The following is a 20,861-nucleotide window of genomic DNA, read 5'->3' on the forward strand; positions in this document are numbered from 1 at the left end:
CGAGAACAACAATGAAAGTAATGAAATCAAAGGCATTGTCTTTATCGGCAGTGGCAACCAGCATGCTGCTTGCCTGTGCATCAAGCCATGTGAATGCCCACGGATTCTTAGAAAGCCCGAAGGCACGCCAAGCATTTTGTAATGCTGATGGCGGGTACTGGTGGCCTGCTGATGGCACTGGGATCCCTAACCTTGCTTGTCGTGCAGCGTTTGTTGAAGCAGGGCATGTACAGTTTGTGCAAGACATTGAATTTTCGGCTAATACCATTGATTACACAAACCTAGAGGCAGTAAAGCAAAGTGTACCTGATGGCCGATTATGTGCAGCAGGCGACCCAGAAAAACGCGGTATGGATTTACCTTCAGCGCATTGGCAACGCAGTGAGGTTATTCCTAATGCTAATGGCGATATTTTAGTGCGCTTTTTAGCGAGTACGCCGCATAACCCGAGTTTTTGGCAGTTTTATTTAACAAAACCGGGCTTTGATAGTGCGACTCAAGTGCTTACTTGGGATGACCTAGAGCTTGTTGAAGAGTACGGTAATCTTGATTTTAGTATTGATGCTAACAACGACCGTTACTATGAAATGAGCGTGTCTATTCCACAAGGGCGCAGTGGCGATGCCATTTTATACACGCGTTGGCAGCGAGATGATGCCGGCGGCGAAGGCTTCTACAACTGTAGCGATATTAATATTGTCAGCGATGCGACCCCGACAGAGCCAACTGAATGGACATCAATTAGCTACTTTGTTCGTCAAGGACAAGACGCTGAGGTTGGCGGTAGTGTGTCGGCTCGGTTATTTGATGAAAATGGCCAAGAGTTACTTACTCAACAAATGCAGATCACAGCTGATAATCAAGCTAATTGGCAGGCTGAATTTGCAGCGTTGTTAAACCTTAATTACGCGCACTTAGTTAATATTGGCGTGCAAAATAGCGCCGGAGATATTGCCTTTGATGCGTCTGATTTAATGACTAATCAGGTCTTTACAACAAATGAAAATTACAGCTTTGCACTAAGTGTACAAGCGGCTCCTGACAATACCGCGCCGATTATTCATCAACCAGACGACCTTCAAATCGAAGAAGATAGCAGCACTGCGATACATCTTCATGCCTTTGATGATCAACAAAGCACATTAACTTATAGCTGGGATGTACCTGCACCACTGAGCTTTACGGGCAGCGATGCCAACATCACGCTAAATGCACCTGCTGTGGATGCTGATGCAAGTTACACCGTGAGTGTATCGGTGTCAGATGGTGAGCTCACAAGCCAAGTTAGTTTTACCGTGACTGTGCTTAATAGCACTGTGGTCGACCCTGATCCAGTTGATCCGAGCGTGCCTGCTTGGAATAGCACAAGCCAATACAACACGGGCGATAAAGTGAGTTTTAACGGCGGAGTTTACAGTGCGAAATGGTGGAACCAAGGCGCACAACCAGACAGTAGTGATGCATGGCAGCTTGAATCTGGCAGTGTATCAATCGAATGGAACAGCGGCAAAGCCTATCAAGGCGGCGACGAAGTAACCTATCAAGGACAGCGCTATCGAGCGCAGTGGTGGACCCAAGGAGATGTACCGGGTGCCAGCCAAGTATGGACAGAAATCTAAAGTTTTGTAGTTCAAACTTTATCAATAACAGCGTAACGCTATATAAAAATAGATAAGAGAGAATCATGAATATAAAACAATTAAGCGCAGCCATTGGTGTTGCACTCTTTGCAAGTGCAGCGAATGCTGCACCTTCAACACCAACCATTATTTGGGAGCCACAAGAGTACTCATTTGTTGAGGTTGACCTTGAAGGCACAGGTTCATATAAGAGCTTGGTGAACCGTGTAGATGAAGTCACTATCAGCATTGAATGGAATGCATGGAGTGGTGACGGCGGCGACAGCTACAAAGTGTATTTCGATGATATGCTGGTTAATGAAGGTTCGCTGGCAGCAGGTACCAAAAGTGGTGTTATTAGCTTCCCGTATGATAAAGCAGGTCGTCACACATTATATGTAGAACTATGTGAAGGCGGTACCACCTGTGCTCGCAGTGAAGGTAAGCCAATTGTTATTGCCGATACAGATGGCGGCCACTTAGCGCCATTGCCGATGGATTATGATCCAAATAACCAAGATATTGGCACCAAAGACGGCCTAGTAACAGGCGCCTACTTTGTTGAATGGGGTATTTATGGTCGTGACTATGATGTAACCAATATTCCAGCGCAAAACCTCAGTCATATCTTGTATGGTTTTATTCCAATTTGTGGACCGAATGACTCGTTAACGGGCGGCCCTAAAAACGCGCTAAATACTGCTTGTGCGGGTTCTCAAGATTTTGAAGTGGTGATCCACGACCCATGGGCTGCGATTCAAAAAGCGCTACCAGGTGTTGATAGTAATGACCCAATTCGTGGTACGTATTCGCAGTTAATGGCGTTAAAGCAGCGTTATCCTGATCTGAAAATTTTACCATCGGTAGGTGGTTGGACTTTATCAGACCCATTTGCCTACTTTACCGATAAAGCCAATCGCGACACGTTTGTGGCATCAATGGAAGAGTTTTTAAGAACCTGGAAGTTCTACGATGGTGTTGATATTGACTGGGAATACCCTGGTGGTCAGGGTGCTAATCCAAACTTAGGCGACCCAGTTGCTGATGGCCCTGCATACGTTGCGCTAATGCAAGAGCTGCGCGCGATGCTCGATAAGCTTGAAGCAGAGACAGGTCGTGAGTATGAGTTAACATCAGCGATTGGTGCAGGTTACGACAAAATTGAAGATGTCGACTACTCACAAGCTCAGCAATATATGGATTACATTTTCTTAATGAGCTACGACTACTATGGTGCATGGAGCAATGTAACTGGCCATCAGGCTGCGCTTTATTGTTCATCGCATTTCCGTGTTGGTCAGTGTGATGGCACGGGTGTTGATGAAGAAGGCGTTCCATATAAAGGCCCTGCTTATACAACTGATAATGCAGTGCAAAATCTACTTGCGCAAAACGTACCATCGAAAAAAATCGTGGTAGGTGCTGCTATGTATGGCCGTGGCTGGGAAGGTGTTTATCCAGAAAACGCGACTATCGCTGATAACCCTATGACAGCACCGGGCAACGGCAAACTTAAAGGCACTACAGCGCAAGGTGTATGGGAAGACGGTGTAATCGATTATAAAGGCATCAAAACTTACATGTTGGGCGCTGCAGAAAATGGCATCAATGGGTTTGAAACAGGTTATGACGAACAAGCCGAAGCCGCTTATGTATGGAACCGTAGCAACGGTAAATTAATTACATACGATAACCGTCGTTCTGTTTTGGCAAAAGGTGCTTATGTTAATCAATATAATCTAGGTGGTCTGTTTGCATGGGAAATTGACGCTGATAATGGCGATATTCTTAATGCCATGCACGAGGCACTTGGTGGTACCGTCACTGAGCCTAGCAATAGAGCGCCAGTGCTATCTGTATCAAGTACAGTATCTGTTAATGCGGGCGAAAGTGTATCTGTTAGTGCATCGGCAACTGACGCAGATAACGATCCACTAAGCTTTAGCTGGACAGCTGACAGTGCGTTAACAGTAACTGGTGAAAATTCAAATACCCTTGTAATCACAGCGCCATCAGTGACTGCTGATACGCAATACACGGTTGCTGTGAGTGTGAGCGATGGCGAGGCAAGTGTAAGCCGTAACGTTACAGTAAATGTAGTAGCACCAACGACAGGCGAGAATCAAGCACCAGTCGTTGCGGCAATTACTGATAAAACAGTGGCAGAAGATGCGAGTGTGGACGTGGCTGTTTCGGCATCTGATGCTGATGGCGATGCGCTTTCATACAACTGGAGTGTGCCAGCAGGCTTAACGCTAGTGGGCTCAGGTGCTGATGTGAGTTTACAAGCGGGCAGCGTTGATGCAGATACTAGTTATGTTGTGTCGGTTTCGGTAAGTGATGGCCAAACAGCAACAGCAGTGAGCTTTAATGTCACCGTGACAGACTCGGGTACAACAACTCCGCCAGATGGTGAAACGACATGGGATGCAGCGGCTATCTATGTAGGTGGTGATACGGTAATTTATAACGGCGTAGAGTACACCGCTAAATGGTGGACACAAGGCGAGCGCCCTGATTTAGGCGGCCCATGGGAAGCAACTTCACAACCAACCGACGGTAATGGTGATGTTGTATGGCAAGCTGCGGGTATCTATAACGGTGGCGACCAAGTTACTCACCAAGGTAATAAATACGAAGCGAAATGGTGGACTCAAGGAGACGAGCCAGGTGTCGCGGATGTATGGAAAGCACTTTAAGTGTAATAACCACATTTAATGCCCATCATTAAAATGTGATTTCCCTTCAAAGCAGCCGTATGGCTGCTTTTTTGTGGGGGAAGTAAGAAAGAGTAAAGTTAGCGAGGGGAAAGGGGAAAGAAGCTTTCAGCTTTCAGACGACCTGTGGGGTTGGTTAGGTCGAGTGTTCATCTTAGCGATTTAAGTCTTGTAGGAGGTACTTTAGTGGCGAATAGAACCCAACATAGTCCATGTAAACCTTTTCAAATTTCCTATCTTCAGGCGCGCGAAACAAGTTTCACGCCTACGAATGAAAACATTAGGCGCTAGGTTCTAGGACGCGATGTAAAATCGCTGCCACAGACTCGTACCTCGAATCTCGCACCTCGTATCTCGCACCTCGTACCTCGCACCTCGCACCTCGTATCTCGTACCTCGTACCTCGCACCTCGAATCTCGAATCTCGAATCTCGTACCTCGTAACTTTACTCTTTCCCCTTGAAACTCGCTAATTTATGGTTTCCCACTTCACACATTGGTCTTTCAGACATTATCAACCATACTTGAATAATATGATCTGTAAGTATTTAAACTAAGGTGGCTTAATGGGGTTAAAAGCGCTGTTTTTACTTGTTGTTGCTGTATTGAGTAACTCGGCTTTTAGCTGCGATAAAACCCTAAAAGTGGGGATTAGTCAGCAGTGGGCACCTTATGCTTTTAAGCAAAATGGCAAGCTCACCGGAATTGATATTGATGTGGTTAATTTAGTGCTAAAAGAAGCAGGATTTTGCGCTAAATATGTTGTTATGCCTTCATCTAAACGGGGCTTTGCAGAGCTTAAGCACGGTAAAGTCGATTTACTACCTGCAGCAAGCTATAGCACTGAGCGTGACTCTTTTAGTTTCTTTTCAGAGCCTTACCGTAATGAAGTGATGCGTTTGTTTTGGTACCCGCATGGCCGCTTAGAGTCTCTAGACTTACAAGGACTGCTCGAGCATCAGCAAGTTATTTTAACTAATAGTGGTAGTTATTTTGGCCCTGACTTTACTCATTTAAAAGAAGACGCAAAATATAAAGAACAACTCGTTACTGTGTCATCTTTGCGTCAGCGCCTCGCTATGCTAGTTGCTAGGCGGGTCGATTTTTTTGTTGATGATGAACTAGCTGGTTTATATTTAATTCAAAAAAATAATCAGCAGGGTATCGAGCTGCATCCGTATATTGTCAATAATGACAGCGTTTATTTTATGCTGAGTGAAACAACCCTGTTAGCAGAAGACAGAGCGGCTATTAACTCAGCAATTTTAAACAACCAGCAAGCGATAACTGAGATCATCGCTCGCTATGTTAAGCACTAAACTATCCCAAACACTAAACTATCCTAAACGAGTCACCCGCAGTTTAATACGCCCCGCATTCGCCCCATAAAAGCGGTTTAGGTCGTTAGCAAAAGGGCAAAACTCGCCTGATTTAGCAATACGAATATCGGCACCTTCAGCAATTTCAAACAAATGATCGTCGTTGTTATCGATAGCGCCAATCAACGCAAACCATTGTGCGTGGGGTAAACGTCTAAACGGTTCAAGCACGGCCATCGGGATTTCTTTCACCCCAAGTTGGATATTGTCACGGTGCCAGCCGGCAGGGCCGCAACTAATGCCGTCGTCATACCAAGTTTGCTCTGGATAAGGCGTAAATCGGTAAGTACCACCTTGCTCTAACATTAAGCCTGTGTGGTTGTATTTTTCAGCGCCATAAACAAACACATCTTTACTTTCGTCTATGCTCAGCACCGTCATATTTTGTTTATCAAGCGCAATATGCGGGCTTAAACCCTTAAAGCTTAAGCGAGTTTCGTCATTATAAAGTACTTCGTAGTGAAGGCTCTTTAACGATTCAGGGCGATAGCTCGTTAAACGATTAATACGCTCTGCTACTGTGTAATGAATAGTTGGCGCGAGCTTGCTTTGTTCGTTATCAACCAATACACAGCATTCGCGATCTACCAGTTTAAACAAAGGGTTAAACCAAAAATAGTTTTGCTGATGGCTTAGTGCCAATGGATCTGGTGTAACGGTGACATCATCTTGAGCAATGAGGTTACGATGCTCTTCTGGGAGCAAGGTGTTGTAATTGATATCCGCACTGGTAAGTAAGTTTAATGCGACGGTTTGTTCAATCAGCCACTCAATCGCATAGCGTAGGCAAATGTCGGCTAAACCATCACGATAATAGCCGCCACCCACATCTGAATGAGCGCCCGCAAACCAGATCTCTTGTACATGTGGCGCACTATTAATAAGTGTGGGTTCAAATGCACGGCGCTTTTCATCAAGTGCCACGCAATGAAGGGCTGCTTTTATATTGCTTGCTAGCGTGTAGTTTTCAAAAATAACGTGCTCAGCACCGCGGGTTGCTTTTGTTACCTTTGAAAAACCAATTGATGCAACAGTATCAAATACACATAAGTAAACATCATCACTAATAAGTGGCTCTAAACATTTGGCAAAGCGCCTAGCAAGGGCAGCACCGCGGCTAAAACCAGTTAGTAGTATTTTATCACCCACAGTGTAGTAGCTTTTAAAGTCGCTCATAGCACGGTTTAAAATGCTAGCTACATCATCACCTCTTGGAGCAAGGGCTTGATTGAATAAACGTCGAAAGCGGCTACCTTGGGTGCCTATACCCTGATAATAAAAGCTAAGTTGGGTTGGAAATGGTGTTTCGGGTTCGCTATTGAGTGCGCCACCAAAAAGTAAATGAAGTTTAAGAATATTAGAAATACTGGCGTCTTCTTTGAAGTGTGCAGCGCTGAATTGTTCTGCATCACGAGGCTCGCTGCCTGTGCCATCAAAGTTGAAAATCAGCGTTTTAGCGGTCATAGCGTCATTCCTTTAGTGGTTTGTATAAACATACTCCCACTTTATGAAAATTAGAAGACAAATATGCGGCGCTTTAATGAAAAATGGGCTTTGATTTTAAAGCCCATTTATTTGCTATTTATAAAATTAGCCGACTCTGGCTACGGTATGCTTTTGTAAAATTTCTAACAAAATTTCGTAGTCTTTTTCGATTTCGAGTAGCTTAAGTTGAATATCTTTTAGCGTATTGCCCTTACTTGCGGCCAGTACCTCTAGTTCAGTAAAGTGCAGGTGCAATTTGGCTGCGCCCACATCGCCGCAGGTCCCTTTAAGCGCATGGCTGGTGGTTGCAATCGCATGGTAGTCTTTGTCTTTGATTGCTTGTGTTAGCAGCGTTATTTTTTTATGTGAGCTTTCTAAAAACATCTTACTCACTTTGTTTAATAGCACCTCGTTATTCATCAAACGACCGAGGGCTGCTTCGCGATTCCAATGCTGTTTTTCTTCATCGATTAATTCTTCTTGCAGTATAGCGGGCGACTGATTTACCTCAGGCACAGCAATCGTTTTTGGCGCTGTATGATGTTTGGGGTACGTTGATGCAACCCATTTCGCCGTAGTGGTAATCAATTTATCTGCACTGATAGGTTTTGTGATGTAATCGCTCATACCTGCATTTAAGCACTTTTTACGCTCACCGAGCATGGCATTGGCTGTCATGGCAATAATAGGAATGTCGCTATGGTACTCTCCACCAGCCCCTTTGCGTATTTGTGCTGCTGCATCATAGCCATTTAACACGGGCATTTGGCAGTCCATTAACACGCAGTTAAATGGGTCGTTTTCAGGTGCACTGGCCAATATTTCAATGGCTTGCTGACCATTCGACGCCATTTCAAAGCGCAGTGCCAAGCTCATTAATGTGCCTTTGGCAACTGCAGCATTTATATCGTTATCATCAACGATCAGGATTTTTGCTCCAGCAATATCAACATCTATGTGAATTTGCGTATCAGTCTCGCGACGAAGTGGTGTTGTGTCTTGAGCAGGCTGCTCTTTTATGAGTCGTTCATCAGCTAGTTTAAGTAAAAACTCAGAGATAAGCACAGGTTTAGATAAGCGCATAAAGGTGCAGAATTTAGCTTGCGGTGGTGGTTCGGTTGGGTTTATAAGCACCACTAATTTAAAGGGCAGGCTATGGTCATAGGTATTTTCACTAAAGCTATCAAGTTTTGCGAGTAACGGATTGCCAGGCTCTAAAATTAGCGTATCAAAGGGCATGTTATCGCTTACCTCAAAGCTTTCTAGGTCAACATTCGTGAGCTGTCCACCGCAATGAGAGATTAGTTTTGTTAGGCTTCTTTCAAGCTCAGGTTGTTTGACCGACACAGCAAAAACGCTGTCTTTTAAGCGGCTGCTTGGTTGGCGTTTTTCTACATTTTGGCTGTCTAACTGAATGGTAAATGTGAAAGTACTCCCTTTACCTTCGGTTGATTCAAAGGAAATTTGCCCATTTAACAAACTAGCTAGCTGCTTACAAATTGATAAACCGAGCCCTGTGCCTCCGTATTGTGCGGCCACACTGTTATCGGCTTGGGTGAAAGCACTAAACAATTTATTTTGATTTTCAGGCGCAATACCAATCCCGGTATCTTGAATTGTGCAGCATAGCTCAACGTTATCATCGCTAAGTCGTTTGCTTGTGGCGGTAAATTTTATAAAGCCCGTTTTAGTAAATTTAATTGCGTTATTAATTAAATTGGTAATCACTTGTGAGTAGCGATGAGGGTCTGTAACAATCGAGCTGTACTCAACATCGGCAATATCTAAAATAAATTCAAGGTTTTTCTCTTGTGCTTTAACAGCCATGCTGCCACTTAAGCTTTCAAAAAACTTAATAGGGTTAAACGCTTTTTTGTCCAAGTCGAGTTTGCCAGCCTCAATTTTTGATAAATCAAGAATGTCGTTAATAAGTACGTTCAAGCTATTAACGCTTACCTCTGTCATTTCTAAATAATGCTGTTGTTGATTACTTAGTGACTCTCGTTTTATTAAATTGAGTGTGCCAATAACACCGTTTAATGGTGTTCGCATCTCATGACTGATATTTGATATAAAAGCGCTTTTAACTTGGCTGGCTTTTTCTAGCTGGGCAGTTCTTTGTGCGACTTTAATTTCGAGTTCGTTATTTATTTGCTTAATTTTGTCGCTCGCTTGCTTTTCAACGGTAGTGTCGCGAATGAGGATGGCTGTGCCGTTGTGTTGATGATGTTCATCAAAAATAGCTGAAAAAGCGAGTGCTAAATGAGTCGTGTGTTGATTGCTTTGCTGATAGTCGACTTCAATTTCATGTTGCTTTCGTCGGCTTTTAACCTCGTTACATACCTCTTTAATGTTAATATTTGGAAATAGATTCAGTTTGTTTATATCTGCCCCTAAGACTTGTTCACGTTGAAAACCAAATAATTCAGTGGCTGCTTTATTCCAACTAGACACTAGGCCGATCTCACTTATTGCAATAATGGCATCTTTTGAGCCGCTAATAATGGCTGAAGATACCGCTCTTGCCTCGGCAAGCTCGCGGTTACGCTTTAAATTTCGATGCAAAAATCCAAGTACAAACACCAAAAAAGCAGATACGCCGAACAAAAATGCATAAGTGCTGATCCTTTGCTCGCGTTCCATCGCATTAATTTCAGAGTGAGGCAGCATAATGTGGGCATCTATAAACCCCGTTTCTAAATCTCCAGTAAATGGAATGCGCTTAGTTAACGCTTCGTATTGTTGTTTACCAGCAAAGTTAGAGCTAATACTGAGTATATTTTCTAAATAGGCAGGTTCAGACTTATACACTGAGTCCCAGCGTTTGTTTGGTGCTAAGTCACGGCTAAAGCGAAAGTCTTCATTAGGGTGAACTAAAAAGTAGCCTTCGCTGTCTGTTAGGATCAATGAGTTTGGTGCTTGTACCATCGCATTAAGAGATGCAAATAACTGAGATGTATTAATGTTTGCAATAATCAGCCCATAGCGCTGCATATTTTCATCAAAGATGGGTAAGGCAATACGTAGCATAGGTTTATAAGGATAATCGAGCTTTCCATATTCTCGGTTAAGTGTTATTGCTGATAAATACATATCACCCTGTGACAATTGCGAACTTTGCTGGTAATAGTCACGGGCACTTTTATCCTGTAACTGATTATCTGCTTTTACAACTATGCCACCGGCAGCTCTGTCTACCCTGATCAGTTCTTGTCCTGCTCGTTGTGTACTGATGATACGTAATTGCTCGAATTCAGAATTTGATTGTAAAAATGCAACGAATATCGTTTCTAAACGTTTTTTCCATTGCTCTGAGGTAGTGTTATCAAGAGGGTCGTTACCACCATTTGCTGCAGCTCTGGCAAGTCCTGATATAGGTGGAGTGGAATATAAAAACTGTAAATCGTTTTTATATTTATTTATTTTTTCATGGACTTGCACATCTACGGTAGCGCTTGATTCTCTCAGTCTTTCTGCAACGCTGTTTTTAATATTTTTATGAAGTTGTAGTTCGAAAAAGAAAATTGCTGAGCACATAATTGCGGCTATAAAAGCAATCGCTAATGGTATTAAAAAGCGTCCTTCAGAGGTTGTCGCTTTTTTCTGGTGTAATACTTCGTAATCCATGGTTTAGCCCTCCATACCGAAAACGTGAGTTGGTAGTAAGGTTTGATTTAGCTCAAAAGCTAAAACTGGGTTCAGCAAGTATGCAAACACAGCGGTTTCTCCCTTGATGCTTGGCTTGATATAGCGCTTTATCGGCACAGCGAATTAGTTCGTCAGTGTCGATGGCTTCATGCCCAGAAAATGTTGCGCTACCAATACTAATAGAGAGTACTCCAGAGGTTGCATGTGGGTGTTCAATATTTAGTTCACGGATGTTTGCCAACAGCTTGTGAGCAATAAATTGTGCCCCTTGAATATCGGTGTCTGGCAAAACACATAAAAATTCTTCACCACCATAGCGAATAGTGGTATCAGTTGGGCGATTAACACTTTTTTTGATTTCATCAGCAACGCGTTTTAGGCATTCGTCACCTTGTTGATGACCAAGAGAGTCGTTGTACTGTTTAAAGTAATCAATATCGAGCATTAATACCGAAAGAGCTTTATCGTTTCTGACTGCTAATCGAATGTTTTGATCAAGGGTATTTTGTAAAAATCGTCGGTTGTTTAAACCAGTGAGGCTGTCGTGCTCACAAAGACTTTTGAGTAAATCGGCTTGTTTTTTTAAGGTCAAATGCGCTTTTACGCGATTAAGTAATGTGACGCCATAAACCGGTTTTGACACAAAATCGACAGCACCTGCTTGCCAACAGCGATTTTGGTCATCTTGATCCATAATGGCGGTAATAAATATCACCGGAATATCTTTGTATTGGGAGTGTTTTTTTAATTGCTTGCAAACATCAAGGCCGCTCATGGTGCCAAGCATCACGTCAAGCAGTATTAAATCAGGCTTAACGGTCTCGCACAGGTGCAGTACGTTTTCACCGCAATCTGTTGTGTGGGTTTTATAGAAGGGTGAGAGCAAACTTTCTATTACGGTTGTATTAATTGGTTCATCATCAACAATTAAAATAACAGAATCTTTAAGCTTTAAATCTGTGCGACTAGCTACCGGTTGCAAACTATTCCCTCCAAGCGATGAATAAAGCATAGACTGGATTTTGGGATTTTCTACAACTTAAGAATTAAAAAGTTATTTTTTATATTGGCGCGTCTGGTGAGATAGGACTAGAGTTTTTTTATGTACTACTTGCAGAGGCGATGGATATGCTTTTTTCTCATCATGAAAATTCACACAACAAAGTGCTTGTAGTGGATGATGAGCCTACTAGTTTGATGATTATGGCAGAGTCGCTTAGCGACCTTGGTGAGATAGTTTGTTGCGATAATGGTGCTCAAGCAATTGAAAAAGCAACTTTCTTTCAGCCTGATGTTATTTTACTAGATATCGAAATGCCTGGTATGAATGGCTTTGAGGTATGTAAAAAGCTTAAAAACAACCCAAAAACAGCACAGAGCCATGTGATTTTTGTTACTTCTCACAATGAACAAATTTTTGAGTATCAAAGTTTTGCAAGCGGCGGGATTGATCTTATTCATAAGCCCGTTGATTTGAATATCTGCCGGCTCAGAGTACAAAACCAGTTAAAGCTTAAACACCAAGAAGCACAGATATTAGCTGCAAGAAATGATATTTCGACACTCGTTGCTCAAGTACCTGTGTATATATCTTACTGGTCAAATACCGAGGAAAACCTTTTCAGCAATGATGAAACCAGCCATTGGTTTTCAAAAAGCAGCGAGCAAATGTTAGGTTGTTTCGCCAAAGATGTATTACCTGATGAATTGTATGAGGCTTTTCATCGCTGCTTGACTGAGGGAATAGAGCAAGAAGTTTTAAATATTCAGTTGCCTAGCCCTCGCAATAAGATTGAATATGTTAGAGCGCAAATAAGTTTAAGAATAAAAGAGCGAGAAGTTGTAGGTGTTATTCTTACTCTTTCGGACATCACCTCAATTACCCATACAAAAAAACTGCTATCGAATGAGTCTGAACGTTTACGGGTTATGCTTAATTCTATTGGTGATGCCGTAATAGCCACGGACAACAACGCAATTATTAACTTTATGAACCCCATTGCTGAGCGATTAACAGGTTGGCTCGTTGAAGAGGCAAAAGGGCGCCATATTGAAGAGGTAATGAAGCTCGTTGATGCAACATCGAACAAAACACTCGTCAATCCTATATCTGTTGCTTTAAAAGAGCAGCGCATTGTTGCTATGGCGTTAAACAGTCAATTAACCGGGCTTGATGGGCGAGTTTATAGGGTCGAAGATTCAGCTGCGCCAATACGAGATATTGAAGGTAACATCATCGGCGGTATTATCGTGTTTCATGATGTCAGTGAATCAATCGCGATGGCCGTGAAAATGAGTCATTTAGCAAATCATGATTTACTAACCGATTTGCCTAATCGGGTGTTGTTACATGATAGAGTCACCCATGCATGTAAAGTTGCTCGTAGTATGAAGAAAAAAGTGGCTTTAATGCTGATTGATATTGACCACTTTAAGTATTTAAACGATACCCTAGGTCATCATCAAGGCGATTTAATTATTAAACATGTGGCTAAGCGCCTTGAGTCTCTCATCGATTTAAACACCACGTTAGCTAGAATTGGCGGTGATGAATTTGTGATTTTATTACCTGACGTGCAGAGCACCTCCGCGATAGATGCCATTGCCAGCGACATTATTAACACCATGAATGAGCCGTTTCGTATTGATAGCCAAGAGTATATTTTATCGGTCAGTGTGGGGGTGAGTGTTAACCCTGCTGACTCTACTCAAGCAGAAGAAATGATGACTCATGCAGATGCAGCCATGTACCGTGCGAAAGAGCAGGGGCGTAACCGTTTTTGCTATTACTCCGATGACTTAGAGTATCAATTTAAGCAGCGGCAAAGCGTTGAAAAGCTCTTAAGACATGCTATTGAGCAAGATAAGATTGAGGTGTTTTATCAGCCGAAACTAGCTCTCGCAACCCGGAAAATCATTGGTGTCGAAGCCTTAGTACGGCTTCGAGATAACGACAATAAACTTATTTCACCACTGGATTTTATACCCCTTGCAGAAGAAACAGGTCTCATTCATGCTTTGGGTCAGTCAGTGATTAAGCAAAGCTGTAAAGCGGCTAAAGAGTGGGCCGACAAAGGGCATAACATAAAGGTTGCCGTGAACATTGCAGCAAAACAATTTACCGATGGTAATTTTTGTAATCTCGTTGCTGATACGATTGAACAAGCGGGGCTTGCCAGTGAACTGTTAGAGCTTGAAGTAACCGAAAGCGCGTTGATGCATGATTTTGAAGAAATAAAAATCATGCTTAATAAACTCTCTGATTTGGGGTTAACCATTGCTATAGATGACTTTGGTACGGGCTATTCAAGTTTGTCTTATTTAAAACTCTTCCCCGTTGATGTACTCAAAATAGATCAATCTTTTGTGAGAGATATGCTCACTGATACGCAAAGTATGGACATTGTTAGAACCATCACCAGTTTAGCGCATACCTTGAATTTGCAAATTGTGGCTGAAGGTATTGAAGAAAAACAGCATTTGAATAGTTTAATCGATTTAGGCTGCGAACTTGGGCAAGGGTACTATTTTCATAAGCCCATGCCCAAAGAAGAGTTTGATAAGCTATTAGGTTAAGCCATGGTGTGGCTGTACAGGATTCCACAACCAATAAAGATAAGTGCAACACCGCCGATTGCTTCGGCTTTTTTGCCAACCCAGCCACTTATTACGTTACCAAGTAGCGCGCCGATGGTAACCATAATTGTGGTTGCTAGGCCTATCATGGCGGCTGCTAAGTAAATATTTACTTTCATGAAAGCTAGGCTAATACCGACTGTCATCGCATCTATACTGGTGCCAATAGCGGTTAGTAATGTGGCAATGAAAGAGCGCTTAGTGTTAGGTGTAACTTCTTCTTCATCGTCGTCATCTTCTTTACGACTCTCAAGCAACATATGGATGCCTAAACCCACTAACAACACAAAGGCAATCCAGTGATCAAACGCTTCAACGTAATCTGCACCGGCACTGCCAATTAGCCAGCCAACAATCGGTGCGATAGCTTCGATACAGCCAAACAATAAACCAAGCTTGATTGCACTCAGAACGCGAGGATTTTTAAGCGTACTGCCTTTGGTGATTGAAGCTGCAAAAGCATCAGTCGACATAGCAAGCGATAAAACGCTTAGGGTAATAATATTCAATTTTTGCGCCCCACAAAAAGTGGGCATTATACGCGGCTGAGCCGTAAACAGATAGGTTAATTTACGGCTCAAATAGCTAAGGAGCTTAATAAGCGCTGTACTGATAATTATTCATTACAGTGCCATCTTTGGGTGCAAGTTTTGGCTCAAGTTTAATAAGCTCTTCATAAACATCAGGGACAAAAACTTTTAGACGCTGGGCACGACGAAAGTGGTTAGGCTCATATTGCTCAACAAGTTTTAATGCGCTTGGCATATAGTCTGCGAGGGTTTGTGTGTTATAGCTTTGCTCCAGTGCTTGGTCGAGAATATCAAGCCCAGGCTTAGAAAAATCATGCGTAACTGCAAGGCTCATTAAAAACTCAACTGCTGCATTTGAATGCATGCTTGCATAAAAATACATATCGTTGTTTTGCATGTCTTTTAATGAAAAATCAAAGCCGTTGTCAGCTAATGTTTGCCATTGTTCTAACGCTAACTTAGTAAATACATAAAGATTTTCTGGTGCGGTTGGGTCGACTCTGTTTTGCCAAATAGACGTCAGTTGTTGAGGGTTTTCTATTGTTGCTGCAAGCAACATATTTGTCTGGTGGGTACTGAGTTTTGCTGTTTGGGTAATCGTTGCAACAGTATTAAGGTCTTTTTCGACAATTGCTTCTTTAAAGGCTTGATACTGCGTTGAGGTTTGATATTTATAATCATTTAAATGCAAGAATTGCCAATTATGAACCTGCACTGGGTCGATTTCTTGAAGCATATTGGGAGTTAGTAAGCCTTGTTGAGCTTCGAGCGTTTCTAATTCTTCGAGTGCTTGAGAGCGTGTTTTTATCGCTTCTAGTGAATTGATCCGCTGATCTATCGTTTCACACTCAGGAGTTATTTTTTTGGCTTGCTGTTTTTGTCTCTCATAGGCACTGAGAGCTTTTGATATTACAGAGTTATCTTTTTCTTTACGTTTAAATGCTTGGTTATTTGGGATTAGCTTTAAATCTTTGAACTGAGAAAAAGCATCATTAGCAACTTGGTCGCCAACAAATAAAAGGCTACTCGGTAAGATTTAAGCATCAGTAGCCTATCGTTCGGTGTGTCGCGCACAAGCTCGCCGTGAGCTCGATAACCTTTATTTTTTAGATAACTTAGTGTTTCTAAGTGTTTGCTCTCTAGTGGCTGTACTTCGCTATTTGAGCTGCCCTTAAGGTTTACAATGGCTATATCCATCGCTGTAAATACATTTGGCTGATTAGTGGGCTCAATACCTCGTTCACTTAACAACTTTAAAATTGGTACGTTAAATTCACTCACAGCCACATCAGCAAGGTTTAAATACAGTTGTTCATCCATAAAGTCATCACTCATTGCTGTAGGCGAGCCGTTTAGCTGTGCTGGTTGAGAGATCAGTGCTGTTAAATAATCATTAGGTAAGTTGCTTTTTAAAGCCACAGCGATATCGTTAACAGTAAACTCTTTGCTGGATATTGCGTTTTCAAACTCAGTCAAACTAAGCGTATGAGCATTAGCAAGAAACAAAATAGATGGTGAAATGAGCCGTGATGGACCGATTTTAAATGGTGTTTTTAAATAGGTATTAAAATCATCGTTGTTATCTAATAGTTTGTACAATGCTGTTTTGTTTACTTGCTCAGGTAATGGAACATTAAACATCATTGAACCTGTATTTTGGCTAAGGGGTCCATTAATTGCCGTTAGTTGATTGATTGTATCTGCATCAAAATAATCAATGACCTCAAGCCCTTGCCAGCTTTTTAATATGTTAACTGATGAGGCATATTGAAATTGCTGTTCTGCATTCTCTTTGATGGCGTTAATAACTAAGGTATTAAATGAACGGTAAGATATTTTCACAAGTTCCGAATAACTTAAAATATCTTCAAGAGAGTCGCCGTCTTTTAATGCTTGTTTAATCGCTGCCTCTATTTGACTGTGATCAGCTGCAACTTGAGTGGCTTTTAAACTTTGTTGCTTACACTGGCGTTTGGCTAGCTTGAGTTTAGCCAGCTCCAATGCTTTACTATTTGGCTGGCTTAATGGTTCAAATAAACTCGTAGCGTTATTTTGTTCAGCGACAGTAGCAGTAGATGTTGAGACTTCATTGCTTATCGCTTCAATGGGAGTGGGGTTATCTAATATCAGGTAGGTACCAAAGGCACAAAACCCTGCAAAAACGGTTAGCGAAATACCTTTTTTCATATTCAATCCATGGATTTATCTTGCCTGAAGTGTATGTCTTTATAGTTTAATGTCAATGACTTGGGGACGAAGTGCACAAGTAGCCGACAAACAACTAATTTGTCGGCTTTATGCCGTAGCTTAATGCAGTTTCATTTTTGGCCTAACAACGCGTAGTACTTTTTCGCTGATCCACAGTGCAAAGGTTTTTGCACTGCCATGAATGGCACGTTGATGCATACGATAGAGCGAAATATACATAAATCGCGCTATTTTACCCTCTATAAAAAAGCTATTGCTGGTTAGGTTGCCCATTAAACTGCCTACCGTGCTGTAGCGTGACAAGTTAACTAAAGAGCCATGATCACTGTAAGTAAAGGCACTGAGTGGCTGGTCTTTGAGTGTAGCTATAAGGTTTTTTTCAACACATTGCGCCATTTGATGGGCCGATTGCGCTCTGGGTGGCACTTGTGTGCCATCTTCTTGAGTAAATGCACAGCAATCACCAATCACAAAAATGTCGTCGTTAACGCTACTTTGCAGATATTGGTTCACCTTAATTTGGTTATTGCGGGTAAGTTCAAAGATACCAATGTCTTTTATGAAATCAGGTGCTTTTACACCCGCAGCCCAAACCATAATGTCGGCTTTGATATGTTCATCGTTTTTGGTGATAAAGCTGTTTTCTGTGGCCTCTTTTACTTGCGTTCCTTCGCGTACTGTTACCCCTAATTTAACCAGTTCACGCTTAGCTGAGTTTGCAATGCGCTCTGGTAACGCGGGTAAAATTCGCGGCCCTGCTTCAATTAAATCAATATGTAAGCGTTTAGCGGTCATTTTATTCAGGCCATACATTTTTAGCATGTCTGATACATGATAAAGCTCTGCCGACAGCTCGACCCCAGTTGCACCACCCCCCACTATGGCAATGGTTAAGGAGTGCTGTGGGTCATCATCTTGATGTAAGCGGGTGAAGTTATCGAGTAGAGCATGCTGAAAGCGCTCAGCTTGCTGGTTTGAATCAAGGTAAAAACAGTGCTTGTTAACACCTGGGGTATTAAAGTCGTTACTAACACTGCCAATGGCAAGTACGAGGTAGTCATAACTGACTTGGCGCTCAGGTAAAATACGGTGGCCAAGCTCGTCTTTTAACTCGCTTAAAGTAATGGTTTTGTTGGTTTGATCTAAGTGGCAAAAGCTGCCGAGTTGAAAATTATAATGGTGTTTTGCTGCATGAGCTGAGTATACAACGCCGTCTAAATCGGCATCAATCGACCCCGTCGCTACTTCATGAAGTAACGGCTTCCAAATATGGCTGCGGTTTTTATCGATTAAAAGTATCTCTGCTTGGCGTTTTTTCCCGAGTTTGTGTCCTAATTGTGTTGCTAGTTCTAAGCCACCAGCGCCACCACCGACTATCACGATTTTAGGAGGTTGGTTAATCATTACGTTGCCCTCAAAAGTATAATACCTAAACACTCTTGCGAAAAAGCGCTTAGGTATTGCAAGTCCATCCTTCAATACCCCATGGCAACGTGCTCATTGTGCGCCTTTTTGATGATTTTGTCAGTACCTGTTAAGAACAATATAGTGCGCTTAGTTATATCAACGGCCTTGGGAGATTGAGTTAAACAGGTTAACATGGCTAATTCGCAGTAAGAGACCTATCATTACCTGAAAAGGGAAATGACAGTGAGGGATCAGGATGACTACACCACTACACACTTCGTTGAATCAATACTTTGGCTTTAATGAGTTTCGCCAAGGTCAGCAACAAACCATTGAGCAGTTATTAAATCAGCAATCGTCGTTGGCAATTTTTCCAACTGGCTCGGGTAAATCCTTGTGCTATCAATTAACTGCAATGCACCTACCTAATTTGACCTTAGTGGTTTCGCCATTATTGGCGCTGATGAAAGACCAGATCAGCTTTTTAAATAGCAAAGGTATTTACGCGGCAAGCCTTGATTCAAGCCAAACCAGTGAGCAAAGTCATACGGTAATGAGTGATGTACGAGCAGGAAAGGTGAAAATTTTAATGGTCTCAGTTGAGCGTTTTAAGAATGAGCGCTTTCGTGAATTTATTAAACAAGTGCCTATTTCGATGCTGGTGGTTGATGAAGCGCACTGTATATCTGAATGGGGTCACAATTTTAGGCCTGATTACCTAAAACTGCCGCGCTATCGTGAAGAGCTTAATATTCCACTGGTATTACTTCTCACTGCTACAGCGACTAAAAAAGTAAAGCGCGATATGTGTGAGCGTTTTGCTATTGCCCCAGAATGTGTGGTGCAAACTGGCTTTTACCGAAGCAACCTCGACTTATCAGTGCTCAGTGTTGCAAGCCAAGAAAAACCTCAGCAATTAGCCAGTATTATAGCCAGCCAACAAGGTGCTGGGATTGTTTATGTCACCTTACAACATACCGCTGAGCAAGTAGCAGAAGGTTTGGCAAGAGCCGGCTTTGATGCGGTGGCCTATCATGCAGGCCTTGAGGATGATAAACGCTGGCAAATTCAAGATGATTTTATGGCGGGTAAAATCAATATCGTCGTGGCAACTATTGCTTTTGGGATGGGTGTTGATAAGTCTGATATTCGTTTTGTGATCCACTATGATTTGCCAAAATCGATTGAAAACTATAGCCAAGAGATTGGCCGTGCAGGGCGAGATGGTGCGCCGTCAAACTGTTTTACCCTAGCAAACCTTGATGGCTTGAATACCGTTGAGAACTTTGTTTATGCCGACACTCCCGAGCAAAGTGGGATTGACTATGTCATTAATAACATTCGCAACGAGCAAACGAACAACCAGTGGGAAATGCAAGAGTACAGCTTATCGAGCGAAAGTAATATTCGTGCTTTAGCGTTAAAAACCTTACTAGTACAGTTAGAGATGCAAGGGGCTATTACGCCTTTATATGCCTATTATGCCGATTTTAAATATAAGTTTTTAACGGATCAAAATGAGCTTCTTAGCCAGTTTGATGCTGACCGACAAGCGTTTTTACAACAGGTATTTAAACATACTGAGTTTAAGAAAATTTGGGGCACACTTAATTTTGATGCATTAACCAGTGCTACTCAAGTAGATAGAAAGCGCGTAGTTGCAGCGCTCGATTATTTGGCTGAAAAGGGCCACATAGCCCTTGAAACCAAACGTATTACGCAAGTGTATGAGGTGAATAACTCGGTAATAAACCACGCTGATTTAGCACAGCAACTTCACCAATATTTTATCGAAAAAGAGCAGGCCGAAATTAAACGTATCGCCACTTTAGTACGCTTTTTTGAACTTGATAGCTGCTTAAGTTATAACTTAGCTCGCTATTTTGATGACCAGAATGCACCCCAGCAATGTGGCCATTGTTCAGTGTGTAGAGGCCAGCAGGTAAAACTTAGTTACTCATTAGTGCATCAAATGCCTGAGCAAAATGTGATTGCTAGCAAAGTTGCTGAGCTTAAACAGCACTTAGCTGCTAAAGGGATTAGTGATGTCAGCATCGATACTCAGTGCCGCTTTTTAGCGGGCATGAGCGTGCCTTTATTTACCCGCAACAAAGTCAGGCAGCTATCAGGTTTTGGCCTTTGCGAGCAACAACGATATAGTGACATTAAAGCCCTGCTACAGCAGTTGTAGCAGGGCTTTAGGTGTAGAGTTTTGCCATTAAAAAGTGCCAA

The 20,861-nt window shown here is 42.3% G+C and carries 12 protein-coding genes; 5 read left to right on the top strand and 7 right to left on the bottom strand.

Features of this window, described 5'->3' with window-relative positions:
- The first annotated feature begins 11 nt into the window (after positions 1 to 11).
- The 3 genes from AOG26_RS14975 to AOG26_RS14985 all read left to right on the top strand — a co-directional run bounded on the left by AOG26_RS14975 (position 12) and on the right by AOG26_RS14985 (position 5,655).
- The gene (locus AOG26_RS14975; RefSeq protein WP_054563245.1) at positions 12 to 1,619 is read left to right on the top strand and encodes a lytic polysaccharide monooxygenase; all 1,608 of its coding nucleotides are present in this window, start codon (positions 12 to 14) and stop codon (positions 1,617 to 1,619) included.
- A 65-nt stretch (positions 1,620 to 1,684) separates the two neighbouring features.
- Positions 1,685 to 4,318 carry a glycosyl hydrolase family 18 protein gene (locus AOG26_RS14980; protein ID WP_054563246.1) on the top strand — a complete coding sequence of 878 codons (2,634 nt, stop codon included), beginning with the start codon at positions 1,685 to 1,687 and terminating at the stop codon, positions 4,316 to 4,318.
- 584 nt (positions 4,319 to 4,902) lie between these two features.
- Entirely contained in the window at positions 4,903 to 5,655 is a 753-nt protein-coding gene (locus AOG26_RS14985) for a substrate-binding periplasmic protein (RefSeq protein ID WP_054563247.1), read from the top strand.
- Between the two features lie 18 nt (positions 5,656 to 5,673).
- Here AOG26_RS14985 and AOG26_RS14990 read toward each other — a convergent pair whose 3' ends face one another.
- The 3 genes from AOG26_RS14990 to AOG26_RS15000 form a co-directional block, all read right to left on the bottom strand.
- On the bottom strand, positions 5,674 to 7,179 hold the full coding sequence (locus AOG26_RS14990; RefSeq protein ID WP_054563248.1) for a phospholipase effector Tle1 domain-containing protein: 1,506 nt from the start codon (positions 7,177 to 7,179) through the stop codon (positions 5,674 to 5,676).
- Positions 7,180 to 7,305: 126 nt separating this feature from the next.
- Entirely contained in the window at positions 7,306 to 10,827 is a 3,522-nt protein-coding gene (locus tag AOG26_RS14995; protein ID WP_054563249.1) for an ATP-binding protein, read from the bottom strand.
- Positions 10,828 to 10,879: 52 nt separating this feature from the next.
- Complete coding sequence (locus tag AOG26_RS15000; protein WP_235575503.1) at positions 10,880 to 11,830, bottom strand: GGDEF domain-containing response regulator; 951 nt, start codon at positions 11,828 to 11,830, stop codon at positions 10,880 to 10,882.
- Between the two features lie 146 nt (positions 11,831 to 11,976).
- Between AOG26_RS15000 and AOG26_RS15005 the strand changes: the two genes are divergently transcribed.
- A complete protein-coding gene (locus AOG26_RS15005; protein WP_054563297.1) occupies positions 11,977 to 14,424 on the top strand; it encodes an EAL domain-containing protein in 2,448 nt (815 codons plus the stop codon).
- On the opposite strand, the gene AOG26_RS15010 is transcribed toward AOG26_RS15005, so the two are convergent.
- The 4 genes from AOG26_RS15010 to AOG26_RS15025 form a co-directional block, all read right to left on the bottom strand.
- Complete coding sequence (locus AOG26_RS15010; RefSeq protein ID WP_054563298.1) at positions 14,421 to 14,993, bottom strand: manganese efflux pump MntP; 573 nt, start codon at positions 14,991 to 14,993, stop codon at positions 14,421 to 14,423. The genes AOG26_RS15005 and AOG26_RS15010 overlap by 4 nt on opposite strands.
- A gap of 85 nt (positions 14,994 to 15,078) precedes the next feature.
- Positions 15,079 to 15,750 carry a hypothetical protein gene (locus AOG26_RS15015; RefSeq protein ID WP_054563251.1) on the bottom strand — a complete coding sequence of 224 codons (672 nt, stop codon included), beginning with the start codon at positions 15,748 to 15,750 and terminating at the stop codon, positions 15,079 to 15,081.
- A gap of 227 nt (positions 15,751 to 15,977) precedes the next feature.
- A complete protein-coding gene (locus AOG26_RS15020) occupies positions 15,978 to 17,201 on the bottom strand; it encodes a hypothetical protein (protein WP_054563252.1) in 1,224 nt (407 codons plus the stop codon).
- A gap of 120 nt (positions 17,202 to 17,321) precedes the next feature.
- Positions 17,322 to 18,626 (bottom strand): NAD(P)/FAD-dependent oxidoreductase, encoded by a 1,305-nt coding sequence (locus AOG26_RS15025; protein WP_054563253.1) that lies wholly within the window; start codon positions 18,624 to 18,626, stop codon positions 17,322 to 17,324.
- A gap of 259 nt (positions 18,627 to 18,885) precedes the next feature.
- Here AOG26_RS15025 and AOG26_RS15030 point away from each other — a divergent pair, with 259 nt between their 5' ends.
- Positions 18,886 to 20,820 carry a RecQ family ATP-dependent DNA helicase gene (locus AOG26_RS15030; RefSeq protein ID WP_054563254.1) on the top strand — a complete coding sequence of 645 codons (1,935 nt, stop codon included), beginning with the start codon at positions 18,886 to 18,888 and terminating at the stop codon, positions 20,818 to 20,820.
- Positions 20,821 to 20,861 lie beyond the last annotated feature (41 nt).

It is taken from the genome of Pseudoalteromonas sp. UCD-33C (genome assembly GCF_001306895.1).
Classification (GTDB): domain Bacteria; phylum Pseudomonadota; class Gammaproteobacteria; order Enterobacterales; family Alteromonadaceae; genus Pseudoalteromonas.

Coding starts and splice junctions, on each gene's coding strand:
- AOG26_RS14975 (WP_054563245.1), top strand. CDS start 12: ATGAAAGTAATGAAATCAAAGGCATTGTCTTTATCGGCAGTGGCAACC.
- AOG26_RS14980 (WP_054563246.1), top strand. CDS start 1,685: ATGAATATAAAACAATTAAGCGCAGCCATTGGTGTTGCACTCTTTGCA.
- AOG26_RS14985 (WP_054563247.1), top strand. CDS start 4,903: ATGGGGTTAAAAGCGCTGTTTTTACTTGTTGTTGCTGTATTGAGTAAC.
- AOG26_RS14990 (WP_054563248.1), bottom strand. CDS start 7,179: ATGACCGCTAAAACGCTGATTTTCAACTTTGATGGCACAGGCAGCGAG.
- AOG26_RS14995 (WP_054563249.1), bottom strand. CDS start 10,827: ATGGATTACGAAGTATTACACCAGAAAAAAGCGACAACCTCTGAAGGA.
- AOG26_RS15005 (WP_054563297.1), top strand. CDS start 11,977: ATGCTTTTTTCTCATCATGAAAATTCACACAACAAAGTGCTTGTAGTG.
- AOG26_RS15015 (WP_054563251.1), bottom strand. CDS start 15,750: ATGCTTCAAGAAATCGACCCAGTGCAGGTTCATAATTGGCAATTCTTG.
- AOG26_RS15020 (WP_054563252.1), bottom strand. CDS start 17,201: ATGAAAAAAGGTATTTCGCTAACCGTTTTTGCAGGGTTTTGTGCCTTT.
- AOG26_RS15025 (WP_054563253.1), bottom strand. CDS start 18,626: ATGATTAACCAACCTCCTAAAATCGTGATAGTCGGTGGTGGCGCTGGT.
- AOG26_RS15030 (WP_054563254.1), top strand. CDS start 18,886: ATGACTACACCACTACACACTTCGTTGAATCAATACTTTGGCTTTAAT.